Genomic DNA, 18,492 nt, shown 5'->3' on the forward strand with positions numbered 1-18,492 from the left:
CAAAAATCCACCGGCTTTAGCCGAAACATAGAAAATTTATTTATCACAGATAGGTATAAAAAAGAAGCACTCTAATTAAAGAATGCTTCCATTGATTTATTTAATAAACCCTCTGTTTCTCAATAAAGGTTTGATATCCGGATCGTGTCCTGTGAAGTCTCTGAATGCCTGGTTAAGATCTACAGAATTTCCTACAGAAAGAATATATTTTCTGAAACGGTCACCATTTTCTCTGGTTAAACCACCATTCTTACTGATCCACTCCCATGCATCATTGTCCAATGTTTCAGACCATAAATAAGCATAGTATCCTGCAGAATATCCGCCTCCCCAGATGTGGGCAAAATAAGGCGTGTGATATCTAGGCGGAACGGTTGCCAAATTGAATCCATGGCTGGCTAAAGACTGCTTTTCAAAGTCTAAAACAGGAATAAACTGATTTTCATTGCTTACCGTATGCCAATCCATATCGAGTTCAGCAGCAGAAACCAACTCAGTAGTCATATACCCTTGGTTGAAAGTAGATGCCTTTTTGATCTTATCTACCAAAGCCTGTGGAATAGGTTGTTTTGTTTCATAATGTACAGCGTAATTCTTCAGAACAACAGGATCTAAAGCCCAGTGCTCATTGATCTGAGATGGGAATTCTACGAAGTCTCTCGGTACATTCGTTCCTGAAAGTGAAGGATATTTCTGGCTGGCAAACATTCCGTGAATAGAGTGACCAAATTCATGGAAGATAGTAGAAACATCATCATAACTGATTAATGAAGGTTTTCCCGGAGCTGGTTTCTGATAATTATAGCAATTAACAATGACAGGTTTTGTTCCTAATAAATAAGACTGCTCAACAAAATTACTCATCCATGCACCACCGTTTTTAGAATCCCTTGTATAGAAATCCAGATAGTAAATGGCAATAGATTTTCCATCATGATCGAAGACTTCATACGTTACTACATCCGGGTGATAAACTGGAAGATCTGTTCTCTTTTTGAAAGTCAGTCCGTAGAATTTTTCAGCAGCAAAGAAAACTCCTTTTTCAAGAACGGTTGTAATTTCAAAATAAGGTTTAATTTCACTTTCATCAAGATCAAATTTGGCTTTTCTTACCTGTTCAGCATAGAAATTCCAGTCCCAGGGTTCTACTTTAAAGCCTCCTTTTTGCTGATCAATAAGATCCTGGATATCTTTTGCTTCAAGTCTTGCTGTTTCCACTGCCGGAGTAGCAATCTGGTTCATCAGCTTAGTAGCTGCTTCAGGGGTTTTTGCCATCTGATCCTGAAGTTTCCATTCAGCAAAGTTTTTCTTACCTAAAATCTGTGCTTTCTTTAATCTTAATTTAGCAAGCTGTTCGATGGTTGATCTCGTATCGTTGGCATCTCCTTTCTCAGCTCTGGTCCAAGAAGCTTTAAATAGCTTTTCTCTGGTCGTTCTGTTTTTTAAATTTTGAAGAAGAGGTTGTTGTGTAGTGTTTTGTAACGCCAGAAGATATTTTCCAGGTTGTCCTGCCGTTTTAGCATCAGAGGCTGCAGCTGCAATTTCATCGGCAGAAAGTCCGTCCAGTTCTTTCGCATCGGAGAAAAATACACCTCCTTGTTTTCTAGCTTCCAATAATTTGTTGGCATATTGGGTAGAAAGAGAAGCCAGCTCCTGATTGAGCTGCTTTAGTTTTTCTTTATCAGCAGCAGAAAGGTTAGCACCTGCAATTTCAAAATTCTGCTTATAATATTGTACCAGTCTTTTACTTTCAGAATCCAGACCATCTTCTTTGATGGATTGTATTCTTTTATAAAGATTTTCATTCAGGTACAGTTTGTCAGAATGTGCTGCAAAAATAGGAGCATATTCTTCATCTAAAGCCTGTAATGTAGGATTCGTATTAGCACTGGTAAGATTTGAAAATACAATTTGTGCTCTTCTTAGCACTTCACCACTTTTTTCCAAGGCAACGATGGTATTTTCAAAAGTAGGGGCAGCCGGATTGTTGGCAATTTTTATAATTTCAGCTTCATGTTGCTTTAAACCGTAGTTAAAAGCAGGTTTGAAGTGTTCGTTTTTGATTTTGTCAAACTCCGGTGCTTCGTATTGAAGCTTGCTCTTCTTCATAAAAGGATTTGAAGATAAAGAGGGATCAGGTGCAGGAAGCTCCTGTTGAATATCGGTCTGTTTCATTGTAGTACAAGATTGATTGAACGCCAAGGCAGAAATTAATAATACCGATGAAATATTCTTCATAAATATAGTTGTTATTAAAGCATAAAGATATTAAAAACTTGTATCATAGAACATATTTCGGCGAATGTATTTCTTTAAGCCCTTTGTTGTATTTACAGTATTTTCAAATGTAATGTAATATTTTTTATAAATTAGTTGTTATTTAAATAAAGAAATCAATAAAAAAATTAACAAAAGGAATAAGCATGAAAACAAGTACTTTATTTATTTTTTCAGCCTTTGTGGCTTTAGCCTCATGTAACGATAAACATGAGAACCGAAATAGAGACAGAGACGGAGACCGAAGTAATTGGGTAGAGAAGGTAGTGAGCAAAGAAAGCGGTCCGATACAGCATAAGGAATTTAATGGAGATTTTGACGAAATTCAGGTTTCACAAGCCATTGAAGCAGAAGTTATAAAATCTGAAACTGAGAAAGTTGAAATCTCAGCGCCACAAAGTATCATTGATGAAATTCTGGTGGAAAATGATGGCGGAAAACTGCATATTCATTATAAGCCGGGGATCAGAGTGATGAACATCAGCAAAGTGACAGCTAAAATTTATACAAAAGATTTTAGTAAGCTTATTGCGGATTCGGCTGCGAGAATTATTGTAAAAGATAAATTTACTCAGGAAAAAACAGACATCGAAGCATCAAGCGCAGGAAGTATTTCCGGAGATCTTGAAGCGAATGACATGGATATCAATATAAGCAGCAGCAGTAGTTTCGATGGTAAAATATGGGCAGTAAACCTTGATATTGAATCTTCATCAGGATCAACTCTGGACCTCTCCGGTAAAGCAAAAAAGGTAGACGTGAGTGCTTCTTCAGGGAGCAGCGTTTCTGCAAAAGGAGTTATTGCTGATGATGTAGAAGCAGATGCTTCCAGTGGCGCAAGTGTACACATAAGTGCTGTTTCCAGTGTGAAAGCAGGTGCTTCATCCGGTGGAAGTGTGGATATCTCGAAAAAGGGAGAGCTTAAGAGTGTGATAAAAGACGAAAGCAGCGGTGGAAGCGTAAACATCCAGTAAATTAATCTGGAGACTCTTCCTCATCTTCTTCATCAGCTGATGAGGATCCTTCCCAGTTTTTATTATCGAAATTAAGATTATCATAAGCCAATAAATCCTCCTCACGCTGGAGGATTTCTTTTGTGGTAAACAGAGTAATATCTTCATCATTTTCCTTCATTTTTGCCAGCTTTCTGACTGATGCTTTATCAATGGCCATAAACCTTTGGCCAAGACGTCTTGCAGCATATTTTCTCATTCCCGTTTCATGAAGTACATCTACAGCCATATCCACGGCTGTTCCCAGTGTTTCACGGTAAATATGATTGACGCCATTGTTCAGATAATCATAAGCATCAATCCTGTTTTTGGCTCTTACAAAAATTTTGACGTTAGGATAATGTTCACGGACAAGTTCTGCAATGAACTTGTTATCGTCAGGATCATCCAGACATAAAACCAGAATTTCAGCATCTTCAATTCCTGCCGCTCTTAAAATAGGAATCCTCGTTGCGTCACCATAATACACTTTAAAACCATAGCTTCTAAGCAGTTTCACACGGTCAGAATCACGATCCAGAACGGTAGCTGGTATTTTATTGGCTTTTAAAAGACGTCCCACCGTACTTCCAAAATGCCCGAAACCTACAATGATGATTTTCTTTTGAGTAACATTGCTGTCAAGAATATTATAGTCATGTTCCTCTTCAGGAATTTCTTTGATAAATTTCGGAGTAATAAATTTGTCATTGATGATGAGAAGAATAGGAGTGATACACATGGTAATTGCCGTAACAGCCATCATCTGTGCATTCATTTCGGGACCTAAAAGATAAAGATCTGATGCGTAATTCAGCAGTACAAATGCAAACTCTCCTACCTGAGAAAGGGCAAAGGCATAAAAAAGACTTTGGGGAGTATCTATCCTGAAAAATTTTCCAATAGTATATAAAACCACAAACTTTACACCCAGTACCGCAAAAACAGTACTGAAGATAAATAAGGGATCTTTCTGAATGATATTAAAATTAATGGTTGATCCTACACTCACGAAGAAAACAGCTAAAAGCAGCCCTTTGAAAGGATCGATCTGTGCTTCCAGCTCATGACGGAATTCACTGTTGGCAAGCATTACTCCTGCCAGGAAAGCACCTAAAGCAGGTGAAAGGCCGATCACCACCATCAGCTCCGAAACTCCAATAACCAGAAATAACGAAGACGCGGTCAGTAGCTCTGACATTCCCGATTTTGAAACATAGCGCAGAAAAGGAACAAATACATATCTGCCGAGTAAAATCAATAATGCTACCCCGAAAATTACGGTTCCGGCCTGAAGCCATTCGGGTAGTTTTTGAATCAGAATCTGAATTTCATTGTCATGATGCTTGGCTTTATAATTGGCCAGAATAGGCAATATGGCCAGAATAGGAATTACCGAAATATCCTGAAACAGCAGAGTAGAAAATGAAGCTTCTCCGGCGGTAGTCTTGAGGTTGTTTTTTTCCTGTAAAGTCTGCAGAACAATAGCTGTAGAAGATAGGGCAAAGCACATGGCAATAGCAATCGCTTTGTCTACTCTCCAGCCTACGCTTGTGAATACAAGAAAAAGCAGAAGAATGGTAAGAGCCATCTGAGATAGTCCAAGACCCATTATTTTCTTTCGCATTTCCCAGAACTTCCGGGGCTCTAGTTCCAGACCTACCAAAAACAAAAGCATGATCACTCCAAACTCGCTGGCATGCATAATGTCATTGACATTGTTTCCTGTAAGTTTAAGGACATAAGGGCCTATGATAATTCCTCCTAAAATATAACCGATGACAGAACTTAACCCTAATTTCCTTGCCAATGGAACCATAATAATGGCTACACCCAGGAAAATTAATGTGTTCATCGCTAAGCTGGATTCCATATGCTATTGATTGAGTAGTTCTGTAAATTCTTTTTTATGTAAAATAATTTCTTTTTTAGAGAGCTTGTTGGCTTCGTATACGATTTTGATATGTTTGATATCTGCTTTAAAAACTTTTAATGAAACAATAAGCCCGCTGATGAGTTCATCTATGGTATATTGGTAAGTGCCGGTTTTGCTGAAAGACCTTTCTTTTCCGCCGGTGGTTACCAGAATATAGACTTCTTTTCCTTCCAGGGGATTATGTTCACCTTCTTTCAGCCAGTCTCTGTCGAAAACTTCATCAATCCATAATCTGAGAAGAGGAGGCATTCCGAACCATATCAGGGGAAACTGAAAGATAAAACGCTCATAGTTTTTAAGGCGTTTTCTTTCCCGGAAAGCTGCGATATGAAAGTCAGGATATTCTTCGTAAAGATCTCTCAGGGTATAATGCTGGTGGCGAACGTAGAAATTGATGAGCTCTACATTCGAATTGGAGTGCTCCAGATAAGGGTGTGCAAATACTACCAGCGTCTTCTTCATAATCCTGTTTTCCGTAAATATAGTGAAAAAATATTGAATAAAAGGTGGTTTTTATGATGTTTTATTAACTTTTTAATAGCTAAATGTCAATTTAACATTAATAAAAGTTAATAAATCAGTATTATTTTGGTTTTTAGATAAAAAAAATCAGATCGTGATGATCTGATTCTATATCATTTTTGAATATTGCTTGATTACCATCCTCCGGATGCACCGCCTCCTCCAAAGCTTCCACCGCCACCGAAACCTCCAAAGCCTCCGCCACCAGAACTTCCTCCGCCAAAGCCGCCGCCTCCGAAGCTGCCCGGGAACGGGAAGAATCCACCGGGATAATTTCTGCGTCCTCTTCTGGTGATAATCACATCATCATCGTCGTCATTATTTCCGCCACGTCCGCCACCTCTGTTTCCAAAAAGGATAGCAATGATGATGAAAATAATAAAAGCAATAATAAGAACTTTAAATGCACTTCCATTGCCGGAAGGAGCTGTTGTGGCTACAGGTTTGAATTTTCCCTCAACAGCCTCCATAATCGCTGAGGTTCCACCATTGATCCCTTCATACCAAAGTCCTTTCTTGAAATTTGGGGTAACGATGTAATCTAAGATCTGTCCAGCTACAGAAGCGGTAAGGTATTGCTCTACGGCACGCCCCTGTTGGATAGACATCGTTCTGTCTTCTGTAGCAATAAGAAAGACAACTCCATTATCTACTCCCTTTTTTCCGATTTTCCATTTTTCACCAAACATGGTGGCCAGAAAATTTACATCTTCTCCTTTGGTAGAGCGGATGATGACTACTTCAATTTCCGTTGAGGTAGAATCTGCAAACTTGATCAGTTTATGATTAAGTGCATCTTTTTCCTGCTGGGAAAGCAATCCGGCTTCATCAAAAACAGGATACAGCACCGCAGGTTTTTCAGGAATGGTATATTGTGCTGATACAAAAGTGTAAAAGCAGAGTAGTAAAAATGAAAATACTATTTTAAGAGAACGTAATTTCATTTGGAAGTTGGTTTGGGTTTTCTCCTTCTACAGGAAAATGTTTTTTGAGTTCAAGTCCTGTTTCCAGGATGGCACTTTTTAGGGCCTGATAATAATTTCCTTTGGCAAATTCAGCGGTGATATAATCGTGAAGATGATCCCAGTAAGATTGTTTTACTTTTTCATGAATGCCGGTATCTCCGATGATGGTAAGATATTTCTGTTCAAAATTGACATGGAAGAGTACCGCATTTCTGTCTGCTGTTTTATCCATAGCTAGTTTTTTGAAAACTTCAAATGCAGTCTTGGCATCCCGGTTTTCCGTATTGGAATCAATATGCACTCTGATCTCTCCCGTAGAATGATCTTCCGCAGATTGAATCGCTTCCACAAGGGAAGCGATCTGTTGATTTGTTAGGAAATTACCCATTATTATTTGAATACTTCAGGAGCTTTTTGAGCGCCTGCGTCAGCTTTGAAATAAGGTTTTTCTTTGAAGTTGGTGAAATTCGCCAGAATATTATTCGGGAAAGTCTTGATGGAAGTATTATAATCCTTTGCAGCATCATTATAGTAAACCGTTTCAGTTCTGATACTATTTTCAATAGCAGTGTATTCTCTCTGGAAGTTGATATACTGCTGGTCTGCTTTTAGGTTAGGATAAGATTCCACCACGGCCATCAATCTGCTTAATGCACCCGATAATTCTCCTTGTGCTGCCTGGAATTTAGCCAGATCAGCTTCGGTCATATTCGTAGGATCAATATTGATGGAAGTAGCTTTGGAACGGGCTTCCACAACTTGTGTTAAAGTTTCCTGCTCAAATTTTGAATACGATTTTACGGTTCTTTCCAGGTTAGGAATAAGGTTCGCTCTTTTCTGATACACAGTCTCGACATTAGACCATTTTGCGTTCACAGTCTGTTCTTTGTTGACAAAGCTGTTATATCCGCTTTTCCCCCAGAAGAATAGAATTGCAACAATAATAAGAAGGGCAATACCAATGGTTCCTGCACCCAGACATCCTTTATTTTTCATAGTTTATTTTTTTAAATTTTTTGTGCTAACCAAATATACAAATTATGTGCTAATTTTGTAAAAAATTATTTGAATGACAACAATAGTGGTGGCAATGGGAGAGAAAAATGAAATTGGTTTTGAAAACCAGTTGCTTTGGCATCTTCCTAAAGATTTGAAACATTTTAAAGATATTACTTCCGGACATCCGGTTATTATGGGGAGAAAGACCTATGAAAGTATTGGAAAAGCTCTTCCTAACCGTACCAATATTGTTGTGTCAAGAAAAAAAGACTGGTTTGAGGAAGGAATTCTTATTGTAGGAAGCATCAAGGAAGCATTGAAATTTGCTAAGAAGATTGATGAGGAAGTTTTCGTTATCGGTGGCGGAAATATCTATGAGCAGACTATGGATGTAGTTGACAAACTTGAAGTTACTTTGGTGAAAGCAGATCTTCAGGCTGATACATACTTTCCGGAAATAGATCCTAAAATCTGGAAAATGACTAACGAAATCTGCCATGAGAAAGATGAAAAGAACGGCTATGATTTCTGTTTCCAGACATTTGAAAAAATCAAAAAAGAAGATTAGATATCAATAGTTAATTTTGCTTCGCAAAGTGAATCGTGAATTTTCCGCAGTTAAAAAATTAACAAACGCAGCGAATTGACCATTCACCATTGACTTTTTGAACTTTAAGCTCTAAATTTATTATCTTTGCACTTCTAAAATTTAATAATGAATAAATACATAAAAATTGCAGTAGCAGCAGTTCTTATCCTGTTAGGACTTTATATGATGATTTTCACAAGAAATCTTGGTTGGGGTATTGTTGTTTTTCTTTTGGCTGCATTTCCCATCTTGCTATTCTTTAAAAACGAATATATCCTATTGGCATTCTGGCAATTGAGAAAACAAAATATGGAGAAAGCCGGAGAATGGCTATCCAAAATAACAGATTATAAAGGACAGCTTCATAAGACTCAATACGGATATTTTCACTATTTATCAGGACTGACGCAAGCTCAGGATCATCCTGCGAAAGTAGAGCCTTTCATGAAGAAAGCGTTGGAGTACGGTTTGAATATGAAACACGACAGAGCAATGGCTACTTTAAATCTTGCTGCAGCAGCTATTTCTAAAGGAAGAAAGCAGGAAGGTCAGAAGTTGCTGGAAGAAGCAAAAAGACTGGACAGTGCCGGAATGATGACCGATCAGATCAAAATGATGAAAGATCAGTTGAAAATGCCAACCATGCAGAAGCATATGCATAACCCGAATATGAGAAACAGAGGGAAATTCTTCTAATCAAAAAAATAAAAATAAAAAGCACCTTTTTGAGGTGCTTTTTTATGTGTTAAATATCAAATTTACATTTCTGAGTTTTGATCATAGCCATAAAATTTAGGCATCTGCCAATGGTATTTTACAGCAAATGTTCGAATCGCAACGATCAGTAAAATAGTGAAGATTTGTATAAAAGTATAGGAAAGCACTGTATACCTGGTCATCAATAGAAATGCTGCTCCGCCCACTATACATGCTGTGGCATAAATTTCCTTTCTGAAAATTAATGGAATTCTATTGAGTAATATATCCCGGATAATCCCTCCAAAACAACCTGTAATAGTTCCTAATGCAATACAAATCATAGGATGAATACCTGCATTTAAACCTTTTTGTACACCGATTATGGTAAATAATCCAAGTCCGAAGCTGTCGAAGATAAATAAAGTTACTTTAAAGTTTTTCTCAAGAGATTTGAAAATCATTGAAAAAATACTGGTCACCAGAATCAGGGTACACATCAGAATATCATGCATCCAGAATACAGGAATATCCAGTAACAGGTCTCTTACAGTTCCTCCTCCTACAGAAGTTACAAATGCAATAATAAGCACTCCGAACGGATCAAGCCGTTTCTGCATCGCTGCAAAACTTCCGGACATGGAAAAGGCAATGGTCCCCAGGACTTCTATTGCAAAATTGAACTGTTCGTGCATATATAATTATAAATGATTGTTGATAAATGATAATTGATGAATGATTTCTGCTTAAGCAAATTCTTGGCCATTATATCAATTATCATTTATCGCTCATCAATTATATTTTTTATCTCTCCACTCTCACAGAGTCCGGAACCATCAGTTCATATTCGCCGCCGTGGTTAATAACTTCCCTTACAATGCTGCTACTGATGAATGATTTTCCTGAGGAAGTCAGTAAGAATACGGTTTCCAGTTTTTTATGAGCTAATGTTCTGTTGGTATGAGCAATCGCTTTTTCAAATTCAAAATCTGCCGGGTTTCTTAATCCTCTGATGATGTACTGAGCATTTTTTTCAAAACAGTAATCTACTGTTAGACCTTCAAATGAATCTACTTCCACATTGGGAAATTCTGCTACAGAGTTTTGAATAAATTCCATTCTTTTTTCAAGAGGGAACATATATTTTTTCTGAGAGTTCTGTCCGATAGCGATGATTAATTTATCAAATAGCGGTGCCGCTCTTTCTATAATGTCGTAATGTCCTAGTGTAATAGGGTCAAAAGACCCTGGAAAAACAGCAATTTTCATGTTGTATGAGTTATGACGTTGAATGGTAAATTATCAGTTAAAAGCTATGTATTTATTATTTCTAACCTCTAATTTCTATATTTACTTATTAAGTGCTTTTTCTACTTCATTTCCACAAAGATCCATAATGGAAATTCCATAATGTCTTGCCTGCTGAGGGAGAATACTTGCAGGAGAGAATCCTGGGTTGGTATTCATTTCAAGCATATAAGGAATTCCGTTCATCAGAATGTATTCACTTCTTGAAAAACCACTCATGCCTAATGAATCGTAAGCTCTTTTGGCGATTTCTTCCACTCTTTTAGTGGTCTCTTCGTCAATTCTTGCAGGGGTAATTTCTTCAGAAGCACCTTCATATTTTGCTTCATAATCAAAGAACTCATTGGTAGGAACAATTTCTGTAATTCCTAAAACAATAGTTTCTCCTTTAAAATCAATAACTCCTACGGAAACTTCCATTCCATCCAGGAAACTTTCAATCAGGATTTCGTCATCTTCCTTGAAAGCAATTTCAGTAGCGGCAATCAGTTCCGATTTTTCTTTTACCTTAGAAATTCCCAAAGAAGATCCTGATTGGTTAGGTTTTACAAATAAAGGAAGGTTAAGTTCTGATACAATTTCATCCACATTGATGTCTTCCCCTTTTCTTAAATAAATACTTTTTGCAGAAGGAATTCCGTATTTTGATAACACGGCAAGAGTGTCTTTTTTATTGAAAGTAAGGGCACTCTGGTAAAAATCACAACCTGTATATTTTTGACCGATGGCATCCCAGTAGGCCTGAAGAATTCCGTTTTCTCCCGGAGTCCCGTGGATGATATTGAAACAAACATCAAATTTTAAAGTTTCCCCATTATCTAAAGTCACAGAAAAATCTCCTCTGTTGATGGCATATTTTTTATCATTTTCACCTAAAAAATACCATTCATCTTTAAGGACTACTACTTTATATACGTCATAGAGATTTCTGTCTAAAGAATCATAAATCAATTGTCCGCTTTTTAAGGAAACAACATATTCATCGGAATAGCCTCCCATTACTACGGCAACACTTTTTTTATTCATAACCATATAGTATCAATTAAGGCAAATTTAATCATTTTATGCAATGCAATATGGGAAATCGGCAAATTTTAAAATCAAAAATGAATTGTGTTAAATAAAAAGTCCATTCTAAAATTATTAGCTATATTTGCGGTTATAATTAAAGTATTTTTAAGTATGCTTAAATCACTTTTCAATTGGAAAGTTTTACTGAATTTAGTAGTAGCCATCGGTGTTTTCGTTGGGCTGGTATGGCTCACATTTCGCTGGTTGGAGTACCATACTAACCACGGTCAGGAAATTCCTGTTCCCAATATTGTAAATAAATCGGTACATGATGCCGTAAAAATATTAGATGATACAGGGCTGGAATATGAAGTAGACAGTGCCAATTACGACCCGAAATACAGACCATTCCAGGTATTGCAGGTATATCCTGCACCAGGTTCCCGTGTAAAAGACGGAAGAACTGTAACGCTTAAAGTAAATCCGAGAACATGGGCTCCTATTGCGGTGCCGAATGTTATTAATAAATATTCCGGACTGGCCTTTCAGAGATTGGATCAGGTAGGTCTTAAAATCGGTGATACGATTTATGAGCCTAGTATTCAGAAAGATGCCCTTCTAAGAATATTATATAAAGGAAATGCTGTAAACCCAGGTACGCGTTTACCAAGATTCTCTACGATTGATGTTGTGGTAGGATCGGGGCCAATGAGAAATATTTCTATTCCTAATGTTGTAGGACTTACGGTAAAAGAAGCAAGAGCTGTTATTACCAAGAGTATGTTTGAAGTAGGGCTGGTAGAGCATGAAGATGGAAGTAAAGATGAATCTGATATTATTTATTATCAGGATCCTGCCTCCGGAGATGTTCGTGATCAGGGAATGCAGATCGATCTTTGGGCAAGTAAAAAGACTCCGGCAGAATTAAGAGCGAAAGTAGAGCAGTTGAATTCTATCTATCGTATGAAAGTGGATACTTCACTTCCTCCGGTACGATATGAAGAAGTGCATAGTGAGCCAAGTTATGATGCTCCGGTTGTACCCGCTCCTGCTCCAAAAAGAGAAACTCCAAAGCCGGAAGCTCCGAAGACAGAGGCCTCTAAAAATCAGACTACAGCAGCTAAACCAGCTGCTGCAACTGTTGAAAAACCTAAAACACCTGCAGGGAACAGTACTCACACTGCTGGAGGTACAACAAAACCTGCAGCAACAACAACACAACAGCCTGCTCAAAAGCCAAAAGCTAAGAAGGTTGTCGTAGAATAAGATCAGATTAATATCAAAAATACAGGCTTCAACTATAAAATGTTGAAGCCTTTTGTGTAAAAAATATAAAACAATGTCAGAAGATAACGACGATTTTTTAGATGAAGAATTATTAGATTCCAACAGTATCGAAAACATCGATATTGATGAGGAAAATAAAGGATTGTATGAACATCTTAATATCACTGTCGACAGCAAACAGGAACCATTAAGAATAGATAAGTTCCTTTTAATATACAGACAGAATTCTTCAAGGAATAAAATTTCACAGACCTGCAGAGCCGGAAATGTTATAGTGAACGGAACAGCGGTGAAACAGAATTACCGTGTAAAACCGGGAGATCAGATCTCAGTTTTGCTTACCCATCCTCCAAGAGAAAATGTCATTATTCCCCAGGATATTCCTGTGAACATCGTTTATGAAGATGATGACTTGGTTGTTGTGGATAAGGAAGCGGGAATGGTGGTACACCCAGGATTTGGAAACTGGGACGGAACATTGGTGAACGCATTGGCCTTCCACTTTGAAAAGAATGGTGAAAAATCAGATCTTGACAGGGTAGGGCTTGTTCACAGAATTGATAAAGATACCTCAGGACTATTGGTGATTGCCAAGAATGAATATGCATTAAGTTTCCTGGCAAAACAATTCTTTAACCGAACCACCAAAAGGCTGTATTGGGCTTTTGTATGGGGAAATATGCAGGATGAAGAAGGTACCATCAGAGGTCATATCGGAAGGCATCCTAAAAACAGAATGCAGATGTCTGTTTATGAAGATGGCAGCCAGGGAAAACACGCGGTGACCCATTATAAAGTGCTGGAAAGATTCAAATATATGACCTGGGTGGAATGTAAACTGGAGACCGGAAGAACGCATCAGATCAGGGCACATTTCAGACATATCGGGCATACTTTATTTAATGATGAAAGATATGAAGGACATACACCTTTAAGAGGGGTAAATCTTCCAAAATACAAGCAATTTATTAAAAATGTTTTTGAAATTTTGCCAAGACATGCCCTTCATGCCCATACCCTAGGATTTATACACCCAACAACAAAAAAGGAATTATATTTTGAGAGCCCAATGCCCAAAGATATGGCGGATGCCGTAAAAAAATGGAGAAATTATTTAGAAAACTAAAAATATATTGAGAATTTTTTTATATTTGTTGAATTGAAATCAAGATTTGTTATGAGAAAACTATATGCTATCGTATGTTTAGCTCTTTTGTCAAATGCATACAAAGCACAAGAATCACTACCATACTATCAGCAATATCTTTTGGATGGTGAGTTCCTGTTCAACCCAGCTCAATACGGAAAAACAGATTACGTACAGCTCAACGCCAATTATCAACAACAATTTTCAAAATTCAGTAATTCTCCGAATGTTCAGTCAATCGGGATTAATGCGAATATATTTGATAGAGTGGGTGCTGGTATTTCCGTGTTTAGAGACAGTAACGGACCGATCTCTGCTGGTGGTATCACGGCTGGTGCTTCATATTTTATTCCGCTAAGTAGTGAAGGAGACAGAAAAGACCAATTCTCTTTCGGTACAAGTGTTAACTTCTATAACATGAATTTTGATTATTCAAAAATCAATACTGAAGAAGGTGGTGACCCACTATTGAGAGGTGAAGAAAGTAACATCTTTATGGTATATGCAAACTTCGGTTTGGCAGCTACCTACAGAGGTTTATTCGGGGGTGTTTCCGTAAATGATATCGCATTAAGTAATGATGCTTCTATTGTAAACAACTACGAGCCTTCTCCAATTAAATTCTTCTTAAACTTAGGATACAACTGGAATATTGCTGATAATATTACATTAGCACCTTCAGCGTTAATCAATCTTAATACAAATTCAACGAGAATGATAGACTGGAACCTAATGGCTACATTCTCTAATGATATTAACGCATTCTCTTTCGGGGTAAGTTACAGAACGGTTCAGAACAGATTTGATAATCAGAACCTAAGTATCTCTCCAATTGTAAAAGTAAGATTCAACAAATTCATGATCGGAGCTACTTATAACCTTGGATTGTCTGACATCCAGAGTTATGGAGGAAACAGCTTCATGATTGGTCTGGGGTATAACTTCGACAACTTCATTAATGCTAGAGGATTTAGATATTAATTAATTTAATTTAAATAAATTTGAGCTCTGAAATTTTTCAGAGCTTTTTTTATGATTTATATTCACATTCCGTTCTGTAAACAAAAATGCAGTTACTGTAACTTTCATTTTTCAACATCCCTGAATTTCAAGGATGATATGCTTCGTGCTATGAAAACTGAAATACTATTGAGAAAAGATGAGCTACAGAATAAAAATCTGAAATCCCTGTATTTTGGTGGGGGAACTCCTTCTATTCTTTCTGTGGATGAGATCAGTTCTTTAATAGATGATGTTCTGAAGTACTTCAGTTTTGAAAACGATATAGAAGTCACTCTGGAAGCCAATCCCGATGATCTGGACAAAGACTTTTTAAAACAGCTGGCGGGAACACCGGTGAACAGACTGTCTATTGGTACTCAAAGTTTTTTTGAAGAAGATCTTAAACTGATGAACAGAGCTCACAATGCTTCCGAAGCAGAAAGTTCCATCAAACGGGCACAGGATTTCGGCTTTGAAAACCTGAGTATTGACCTGATCTATGGTTCACCCACATCCAATCTTGAAATCTGGAAAGAAAATCTGAATAAGACAATTGCTTTAGAAGTTCCTCATATTTCATCTTATGCATTAACTGTTGAGCCCAAAACAGCTTTAGAAAGCTGGATTTCAAAAGGGAAAATAAAAAGTCCCAAAGAAGAAGAGCAAAACAGTGAATTCTATTATCTATCAGACTTTTTAAAAGACAATGGTTTTGAACATTATGAAGTGTCTAATTTTGCAAAACCTGGTTTTTACTCACGACACAATTCTGCTTACTGGAAATACAATGAATATCTTGGAATAGGCCCCTCAGCACATTCCTATAACGGATTTGATGTAAGAAGCTGGAATGTAGCCAATAATCAGCAATACATCAAAAAACTGAATGATAAACTTCTGGCTAAAGAAGAAGAAATTCTTTCCCATGAAGATCAGTTTAACGAAATGATTATGATTGGTTTACGTACCATTTGGGGTGTAGATCTGGAAAGTTTAAAAAATAAATTTTCAGACAGAATGCTGGAACATTTTCAGAGAGAGAGCAAGTTCAAAATTGAGGAAGGTATTTTAATCATTGAGAATGAACATTTAAAAATTCCTGAAAAACATTGGTTTATGGCAGACGGAATTGCGTCGGATTTGTTTATTGTATAATGTTTGTATGTATACAGCATGCCATAAAATTCACTATTTTTGTATAAAATTTCAACTCATTTGAAAACGAAAAAACAAGATTATTCACATCTTTCACCCAACCAGCCTATCGGAATTTTTGATAGTGGAGTAGGAGGTCTTACCGTTGCCAAAGAAATTAAAAGACTTCTGCCTCACGAAGACCTTATTTACTTTGGAGATACAAAGCACCTTCCTTACGGAGAAAAATCCAAGGAAGCGATTATTGAATATTCTACAAAGATCACCAATTTTCTGCTGGAGCAGAACTGTAAAGCCATTGTCATTGCCTGTAATACGGCAACGGCTAATGCTTTAAATGAAGTGATGCAGTCTGTTGCGGGAAAAGTACCTGTAATAGACGTTATTAACCCTGTTGCTGAAAAAGTATCATACGAAATCCATAATAATGTAGGCGTCATTGCTACCAAAGCAACCGTGAATTCAGGATTATATAAAAAGAGCATCAGAAAACATAATAAATGGATCAAAGTGGATGAACTGGCAACACCATTACTGGTTCCTGCCATTGAAGAAGGATTTAAAAACCATCCGATCACCCATGCTATAATCTACAATTACTTGAGTAACAGTAAACTGAAGAATATTGAGACCTTGATTCTGGGCTGTACCCATTATCCTCTTTTAATAGATGAAATCAAGCAGTATTATGGAAACAGAGTCCGTGTAATAGATTCTCCGAATATTGTGGCTAACCATTTGAAGATTATTCTGGATAAGTATAGTCTTTTAAATGATAACAATCACCAGCCGAATTATCACTTCTACCTTTCCGATCTTACCAAGAATTTTGAAAAGATCTCCAAGAAGTTCTTTGGAAAAACCATCGATTTAGAATTGAAAGTATTATAAATAAAAAGTCTGCCTCATATTGAAGCAGACTTTTTTATTAGGCCTTTGTGAAAGAGATTGTGAAATTTGTGTTTATGTTACGCCTCTATAATTACTTTTTCAGCATTCAGCCTTTTCTTCGGATTGAATTTCGGCTGATTAGCATCTGCTTCATCTCTCTGTCCGATGGCTACGGCAAATAAGGTTTCATATTTTTCATTATTCAGAACAGCATCATAACCCTCCGGTTCAATTCCTTCCATTGGAGTAGAATCTATTCCCATTGCTGCGCATGCAGACAAAAGAACTCCTAATGATAAATATACCTGATGACCAAGCCATGATTTTATTGCTTCTTCTCCCTTAGGTTTTACCATCGTTCGGTAATAATTAACAGAACCTTCAGGAAGGTTTTCTTCAATTTGCTTTTCAAAGTTTTCTATGTTTCTGATCACTTGAAAAACAATTACATGACTACTATCCAGTACTTTTTCTTTATTAAAATAAGACTTGTCACCCAATTGCTTTTTCAGTTCCGGATCATTAACGAAAATAAAATTCCATGGCTGGCTGTTAATGGAGGAAGGACTTAAGTTTAAAATCTCCTGAAGCGTTGCAATTTGTTCTTCACTGATTTTTCCCTGTGGATTATACTTTTTTACAGTATACCTGTTTTTCATTTGGTCTAAAAAGTTCATAATTTTATACTATCATTTTTATAGTTAAAAAATTAATTTAAGTTTCCTAACTTTGCAATAACGGTAAAAAATGATAGTATAAAAATGTATACAATAGATAATAAATCCTATCCCTGCTGTACCAGCGTTACGATGAAATTTATCGGTGGGAAATGGAAAGCAGTAATTTTACACCACCTTATTGGAGGAGCGAAGCGTTATAATGAAATAAGAAAATCCATTCCTACTATTACGGAAAGAACATTGAGTTTGCAGCTAAAGCAATTGGAGGAAGATGGAATTGTTGACAGAAAAGTTTTTACAGAAAAACCTCCTTTAGTGGTAGAATATGAATTAACGGACTTTGGAAAGACGCTTTTACCTGTTTTAGAAGCTATAACAAAATGGGGCGAAGAATCTCCGGTCATCTCAAAAAAAATAATCAGGAATTAAAGTTCCTGATTATCTTCTTTATTGGGTTCAAAAAAACTGAAACTTACGTTTCCGTATTTTCGGGTATCTATTAAATTGGGATGGTCAAGTTTCATACGACTTTGGTGCTCTACAATAAGAACTCCGTTTTCCTTCAGGTATTTATTGTTTAAAACAAGAGAAATCAGCTCGTGGTATTTTTTCTCTTCCATTTCAAAAGGAGCATCAGAAAAAACAATCTCAAAAGATTTTTTATTTCTGAATTTTTTTAGCCAGTCGAAAACATCTCCTCGCTGTACATTGATCTGAAGTGCCATGTCAAGCTCAGATGCAGTGGTATTTATAAAGGCGGTATGCTTCGGATTCAATTCTACAGACGTTACATTTTGACATCCTCTGGAAGCAAATTCAAAGGTGATAGAGCCAATTCCTGCAAAAAGATCAAGCACGGAAATCGACTGCATATCGTATTTATTTTCCAGAATGCTGAATAAAGCCTCTTTCGCAAAATCGGTGGTAGGTCTTACTTCAAAGTTTTTAGGAGCTGCAATTTTTTTGGCTTTCCATTTGCCTGATATTATTCTGAACATATTTTTGTTAGGGTTTGGGTAATAGATTTTAGGTATT

At 36.9% G+C, this 18,492-nt stretch carries 20 protein-coding genes; 9 read left to right on the forward strand and 11 right to left on the reverse strand.

What is annotated here, in order from left to right; translation table 11 throughout:
* Positions 1-96: 96 nt before the first annotated feature.
* On the reverse strand, positions 97-2,238 hold the full coding sequence (locus RHP76_RS18780) for a M3 family metallopeptidase (protein ID WP_311228791.1): 2,142 nt from the start codon (positions 2,236-2,238) through the stop codon (positions 97-99).
* A gap of 185 nt (positions 2,239-2,423) precedes the next feature.
* Here RHP76_RS18780 and RHP76_RS18785 point away from each other — a divergent pair, with 185 nt between their 5' ends.
* Complete coding sequence (locus RHP76_RS18785) at positions 2,424-3,251, forward strand: GIN domain-containing protein (protein ID WP_062675621.1); 828 nt, start codon at positions 2,424-2,426, stop codon at positions 3,249-3,251.
* Position 3,252: 1 nt separating this feature from the next.
* On the opposite strand, the gene RHP76_RS18790 is transcribed toward RHP76_RS18785, so the two are convergent.
* The 5 genes from RHP76_RS18790 to RHP76_RS18810 all read right to left on the reverse strand — a co-directional run bounded on the left by RHP76_RS18790 (position 3,253) and on the right by RHP76_RS18810 (position 7,688).
* Positions 3,253-5,142, reverse strand: coding sequence for a monovalent cation:proton antiporter-2 (CPA2) family protein (locus RHP76_RS18790; RefSeq protein WP_120233348.1), 1,890 nt, complete (start codon positions 5,140-5,142; stop codon positions 3,253-3,255).
* A 3-nt stretch (positions 5,143-5,145) separates the two neighbouring features.
* Complete coding sequence (locus RHP76_RS18795; protein ID WP_110011719.1) at positions 5,146-5,667, reverse strand: NAD(P)H-dependent oxidoreductase; 522 nt, start codon at positions 5,665-5,667, stop codon at positions 5,146-5,148.
* A 194-nt stretch (positions 5,668-5,861) separates the two neighbouring features.
* Positions 5,862-6,671: a TPM domain-containing protein gene (locus tag RHP76_RS18800; protein WP_311228792.1), complete on the reverse strand. Its 810-nt coding sequence runs from the start codon at positions 6,669-6,671 to the stop codon at positions 5,862-5,864.
* A complete protein-coding gene (locus tag RHP76_RS18805) occupies positions 6,652-7,080 on the reverse strand; it encodes a TPM domain-containing protein (RefSeq protein ID WP_227942397.1) in 429 nt (142 codons plus the stop codon). The genes RHP76_RS18800 and RHP76_RS18805 overlap by 20 nt, the downstream gene beginning before the upstream one ends.
* Before the next feature lie 2 nt (positions 7,081-7,082).
* Positions 7,083-7,688, reverse strand: a complete 606-nt coding sequence (locus tag RHP76_RS18810) for a LemA family protein (RefSeq protein WP_034693337.1) — start codon at positions 7,686-7,688, stop codon at positions 7,083-7,085.
* Between the two features lie 73 nt (positions 7,689-7,761).
* Between RHP76_RS18810 and RHP76_RS18815 the strand changes: the two genes are divergently transcribed.
* Both RHP76_RS18815 and RHP76_RS18820 read left to right on the forward strand, forming a co-directional pair.
* A complete protein-coding gene (locus RHP76_RS18815) occupies positions 7,762-8,259 on the forward strand; it encodes a dihydrofolate reductase (protein WP_216445399.1) in 498 nt (165 codons plus the stop codon).
* Positions 8,260-8,406: 147 nt separating this feature from the next.
* Complete coding sequence (locus tag RHP76_RS18820) at positions 8,407-8,976, forward strand: membrane protein (RefSeq protein ID WP_034693340.1); 570 nt, start codon at positions 8,407-8,409, stop codon at positions 8,974-8,976.
* Between the two features lie 62 nt (positions 8,977-9,038).
* Here RHP76_RS18820 and RHP76_RS18825 read toward each other — a convergent pair whose 3' ends face one another.
* The 3 genes from RHP76_RS18825 to RHP76_RS18835 form a co-directional block, all read right to left on the reverse strand.
* Positions 9,039-9,671, reverse strand: a complete 633-nt coding sequence (locus RHP76_RS18825) for a trimeric intracellular cation channel family protein (RefSeq protein ID WP_062675615.1) — start codon at positions 9,669-9,671, stop codon at positions 9,039-9,041.
* Between the two features lie 109 nt (positions 9,672-9,780).
* Positions 9,781-10,245 carry a pantetheine-phosphate adenylyltransferase gene (coaD, locus tag RHP76_RS18830; RefSeq protein WP_034693345.1) on the reverse strand — a complete coding sequence of 155 codons (465 nt, stop codon included), beginning with the start codon at positions 10,243-10,245 and terminating at the stop codon, positions 9,781-9,783.
* 81 nt (positions 10,246-10,326) lie between these two features.
* The gene (locus RHP76_RS18835; protein ID WP_062675673.1) at positions 10,327-11,310 is read right to left on the reverse strand and encodes a D-alanine--D-alanine ligase; all 984 of its coding nucleotides are present in this window, start codon (positions 11,308-11,310) and stop codon (positions 10,327-10,329) included.
* 156 nt (positions 11,311-11,466) lie between these two features.
* Here RHP76_RS18835 and RHP76_RS18840 point away from each other — a divergent pair, with 156 nt between their 5' ends.
* The 5 genes from RHP76_RS18840 to murI all read left to right on the forward strand — a co-directional run bounded on the left by RHP76_RS18840 (position 11,467) and on the right by murI (position 16,777).
* Positions 11,467-12,561 (forward strand): PASTA domain-containing protein, encoded by a 1,095-nt coding sequence (locus tag RHP76_RS18840; RefSeq protein WP_311228793.1) that lies wholly within the window; start codon positions 11,467-11,469, stop codon positions 12,559-12,561.
* Positions 12,562-12,634: 73 nt separating this feature from the next.
* A complete protein-coding gene (locus RHP76_RS18845; protein ID WP_174525208.1) occupies positions 12,635-13,708 on the forward strand; it encodes an RluA family pseudouridine synthase in 1,074 nt (357 codons plus the stop codon).
* 51 nt (positions 13,709-13,759) lie between these two features.
* Positions 13,760-14,710, forward strand: a complete 951-nt coding sequence (locus tag RHP76_RS18850) for a PorP/SprF family type IX secretion system membrane protein (RefSeq protein ID WP_047428474.1) — start codon at positions 13,760-13,762, stop codon at positions 14,708-14,710.
* Between the two features lie 51 nt (positions 14,711-14,761).
* Positions 14,762-15,886 carry a radical SAM family heme chaperone HemW gene (gene hemW / locus RHP76_RS18855; RefSeq protein ID WP_082798833.1) on the forward strand — a complete coding sequence of 375 codons (1,125 nt, stop codon included), beginning with the start codon at positions 14,762-14,764 and terminating at the stop codon, positions 15,884-15,886.
* Between the two features lie 60 nt (positions 15,887-15,946).
* On the forward strand, positions 15,947-16,777 hold the full coding sequence (gene murI, locus RHP76_RS18860; protein ID WP_062675613.1) for a glutamate racemase: 831 nt from the start codon (positions 15,947-15,949) through the stop codon (positions 16,775-16,777).
* A 77-nt stretch (positions 16,778-16,854) separates the two neighbouring features.
* Here the strand turns inward: murI and RHP76_RS18865 are convergent, their stop codons facing one another.
* A complete protein-coding gene (locus RHP76_RS18865; protein WP_120233353.1) occupies positions 16,855-17,454 on the reverse strand; it encodes a nitroreductase family protein in 600 nt (199 codons plus the stop codon).
* An 84-nt stretch (positions 17,455-17,538) separates the two neighbouring features.
* On the opposite strand from RHP76_RS18865, the gene RHP76_RS18870 reads away from it, so the two are divergent.
* Positions 17,539-17,886 (forward strand): winged helix-turn-helix transcriptional regulator, encoded by a 348-nt coding sequence (locus RHP76_RS18870; protein WP_034693356.1) that lies wholly within the window; start codon positions 17,539-17,541, stop codon positions 17,884-17,886.
* Here the strand turns inward: RHP76_RS18870 and RHP76_RS18875 are convergent.
* Positions 17,883-18,455: an RsmD family RNA methyltransferase gene (locus tag RHP76_RS18875; protein WP_062675611.1), complete on the reverse strand. Its 573-nt coding sequence runs from the start codon at positions 18,453-18,455 to the stop codon at positions 17,883-17,885. The two genes, RHP76_RS18870 and RHP76_RS18875, sit on opposite strands and share 4 nt — an antisense overlap.
* Between the last annotated feature and the right edge of the window lie 37 nt (positions 18,456-18,492).

The sequence above is a fragment of the Chryseobacterium sp. SG20098 genome (assembly GCF_031844745.1).
In the GTDB taxonomy this organism is placed as follows: domain Bacteria; phylum Bacteroidota; class Bacteroidia; order Flavobacteriales; family Weeksellaceae; genus Chryseobacterium; species Chryseobacterium cucumeris.

Bases quoted from the DNA above. Each gene is read 5' to 3' on its own strand.
- RHP76_RS18780 (WP_311228791.1), bottom strand. From the start codon at position 2,238: ATGAAGAATATTTCATCGGTATTATTAATTTCTGCCTTGGCGTTCAAT.
- RHP76_RS18785 (WP_062675621.1), top strand. From the start codon at position 2,424: ATGAAAACAAGTACTTTATTTATTTTTTCAGCCTTTGTGGCTTTAGCC.
- RHP76_RS18790 (WP_120233348.1), bottom strand. From the start codon at position 5,142: ATGGAATCCAGCTTAGCGATGAACACATTAATTTTCCTGGGTGTAGCC.
- RHP76_RS18795 (WP_110011719.1), bottom strand. From the start codon at position 5,667: ATGAAGAAGACGCTGGTAGTATTTGCACACCCTTATCTGGAGCACTCC.
- RHP76_RS18800 (WP_311228792.1), bottom strand. From the start codon at position 6,671: ATGAAATTACGTTCTCTTAAAATAGTATTTTCATTTTTACTACTCTGC.
- RHP76_RS18805 (WP_227942397.1), bottom strand. From the start codon at position 7,080: ATGGGTAATTTCCTAACAAATCAACAGATCGCTTCCCTTGTGGAAGCG.
- RHP76_RS18810 (WP_034693337.1), bottom strand. From the start codon at position 7,688: ATGAAAAATAAAGGATGTCTGGGTGCAGGAACCATTGGTATTGCCCTT.
- RHP76_RS18815 (WP_216445399.1), top strand. From the start codon at position 7,762: ATGACAACAATAGTGGTGGCAATGGGAGAGAAAAATGAAATTGGTTTT.
- RHP76_RS18820 (WP_034693340.1), top strand. From the start codon at position 8,407: ATGAATAAATACATAAAAATTGCAGTAGCAGCAGTTCTTATCCTGTTA.
- RHP76_RS18825 (WP_062675615.1), bottom strand. From the start codon at position 9,671: ATGCACGAACAGTTCAATTTTGCAATAGAAGTCCTGGGGACCATTGCC.
- coaD (WP_034693345.1), bottom strand. From the start codon at position 10,245: ATGAAAATTGCTGTTTTTCCAGGGTCTTTTGACCCTATTACACTAGGA.
- RHP76_RS18835 (WP_062675673.1), bottom strand. From the start codon at position 11,310: ATGAATAAAAAAAGTGTTGCCGTAGTAATGGGAGGCTATTCCGATGAA.
- RHP76_RS18840 (WP_311228793.1), top strand. From the start codon at position 11,467: ATGCTTAAATCACTTTTCAATTGGAAAGTTTTACTGAATTTAGTAGTA.
- RHP76_RS18845 (WP_174525208.1), top strand. From the start codon at position 12,635: ATGTCAGAAGATAACGACGATTTTTTAGATGAAGAATTATTAGATTCC.
- RHP76_RS18850 (WP_047428474.1), top strand. From the start codon at position 13,760: ATGAGAAAACTATATGCTATCGTATGTTTAGCTCTTTTGTCAAATGCA.
- hemW (WP_082798833.1), top strand. From the start codon at position 14,762: ATGATTTATATTCACATTCCGTTCTGTAAACAAAAATGCAGTTACTGT.
- RHP76_RS18865 (WP_120233353.1), bottom strand. From the start codon at position 17,454: ATGAACTTTTTAGACCAAATGAAAAACAGGTATACTGTAAAAAAGTAT.
- RHP76_RS18870 (WP_034693356.1), top strand. From the start codon at position 17,539: ATGTATACAATAGATAATAAATCCTATCCCTGCTGTACCAGCGTTACG.
- RHP76_RS18875 (WP_062675611.1), bottom strand. From the start codon at position 18,455: ATGTTCAGAATAATATCAGGCAAATGGAAAGCCAAAAAAATTGCAGCT.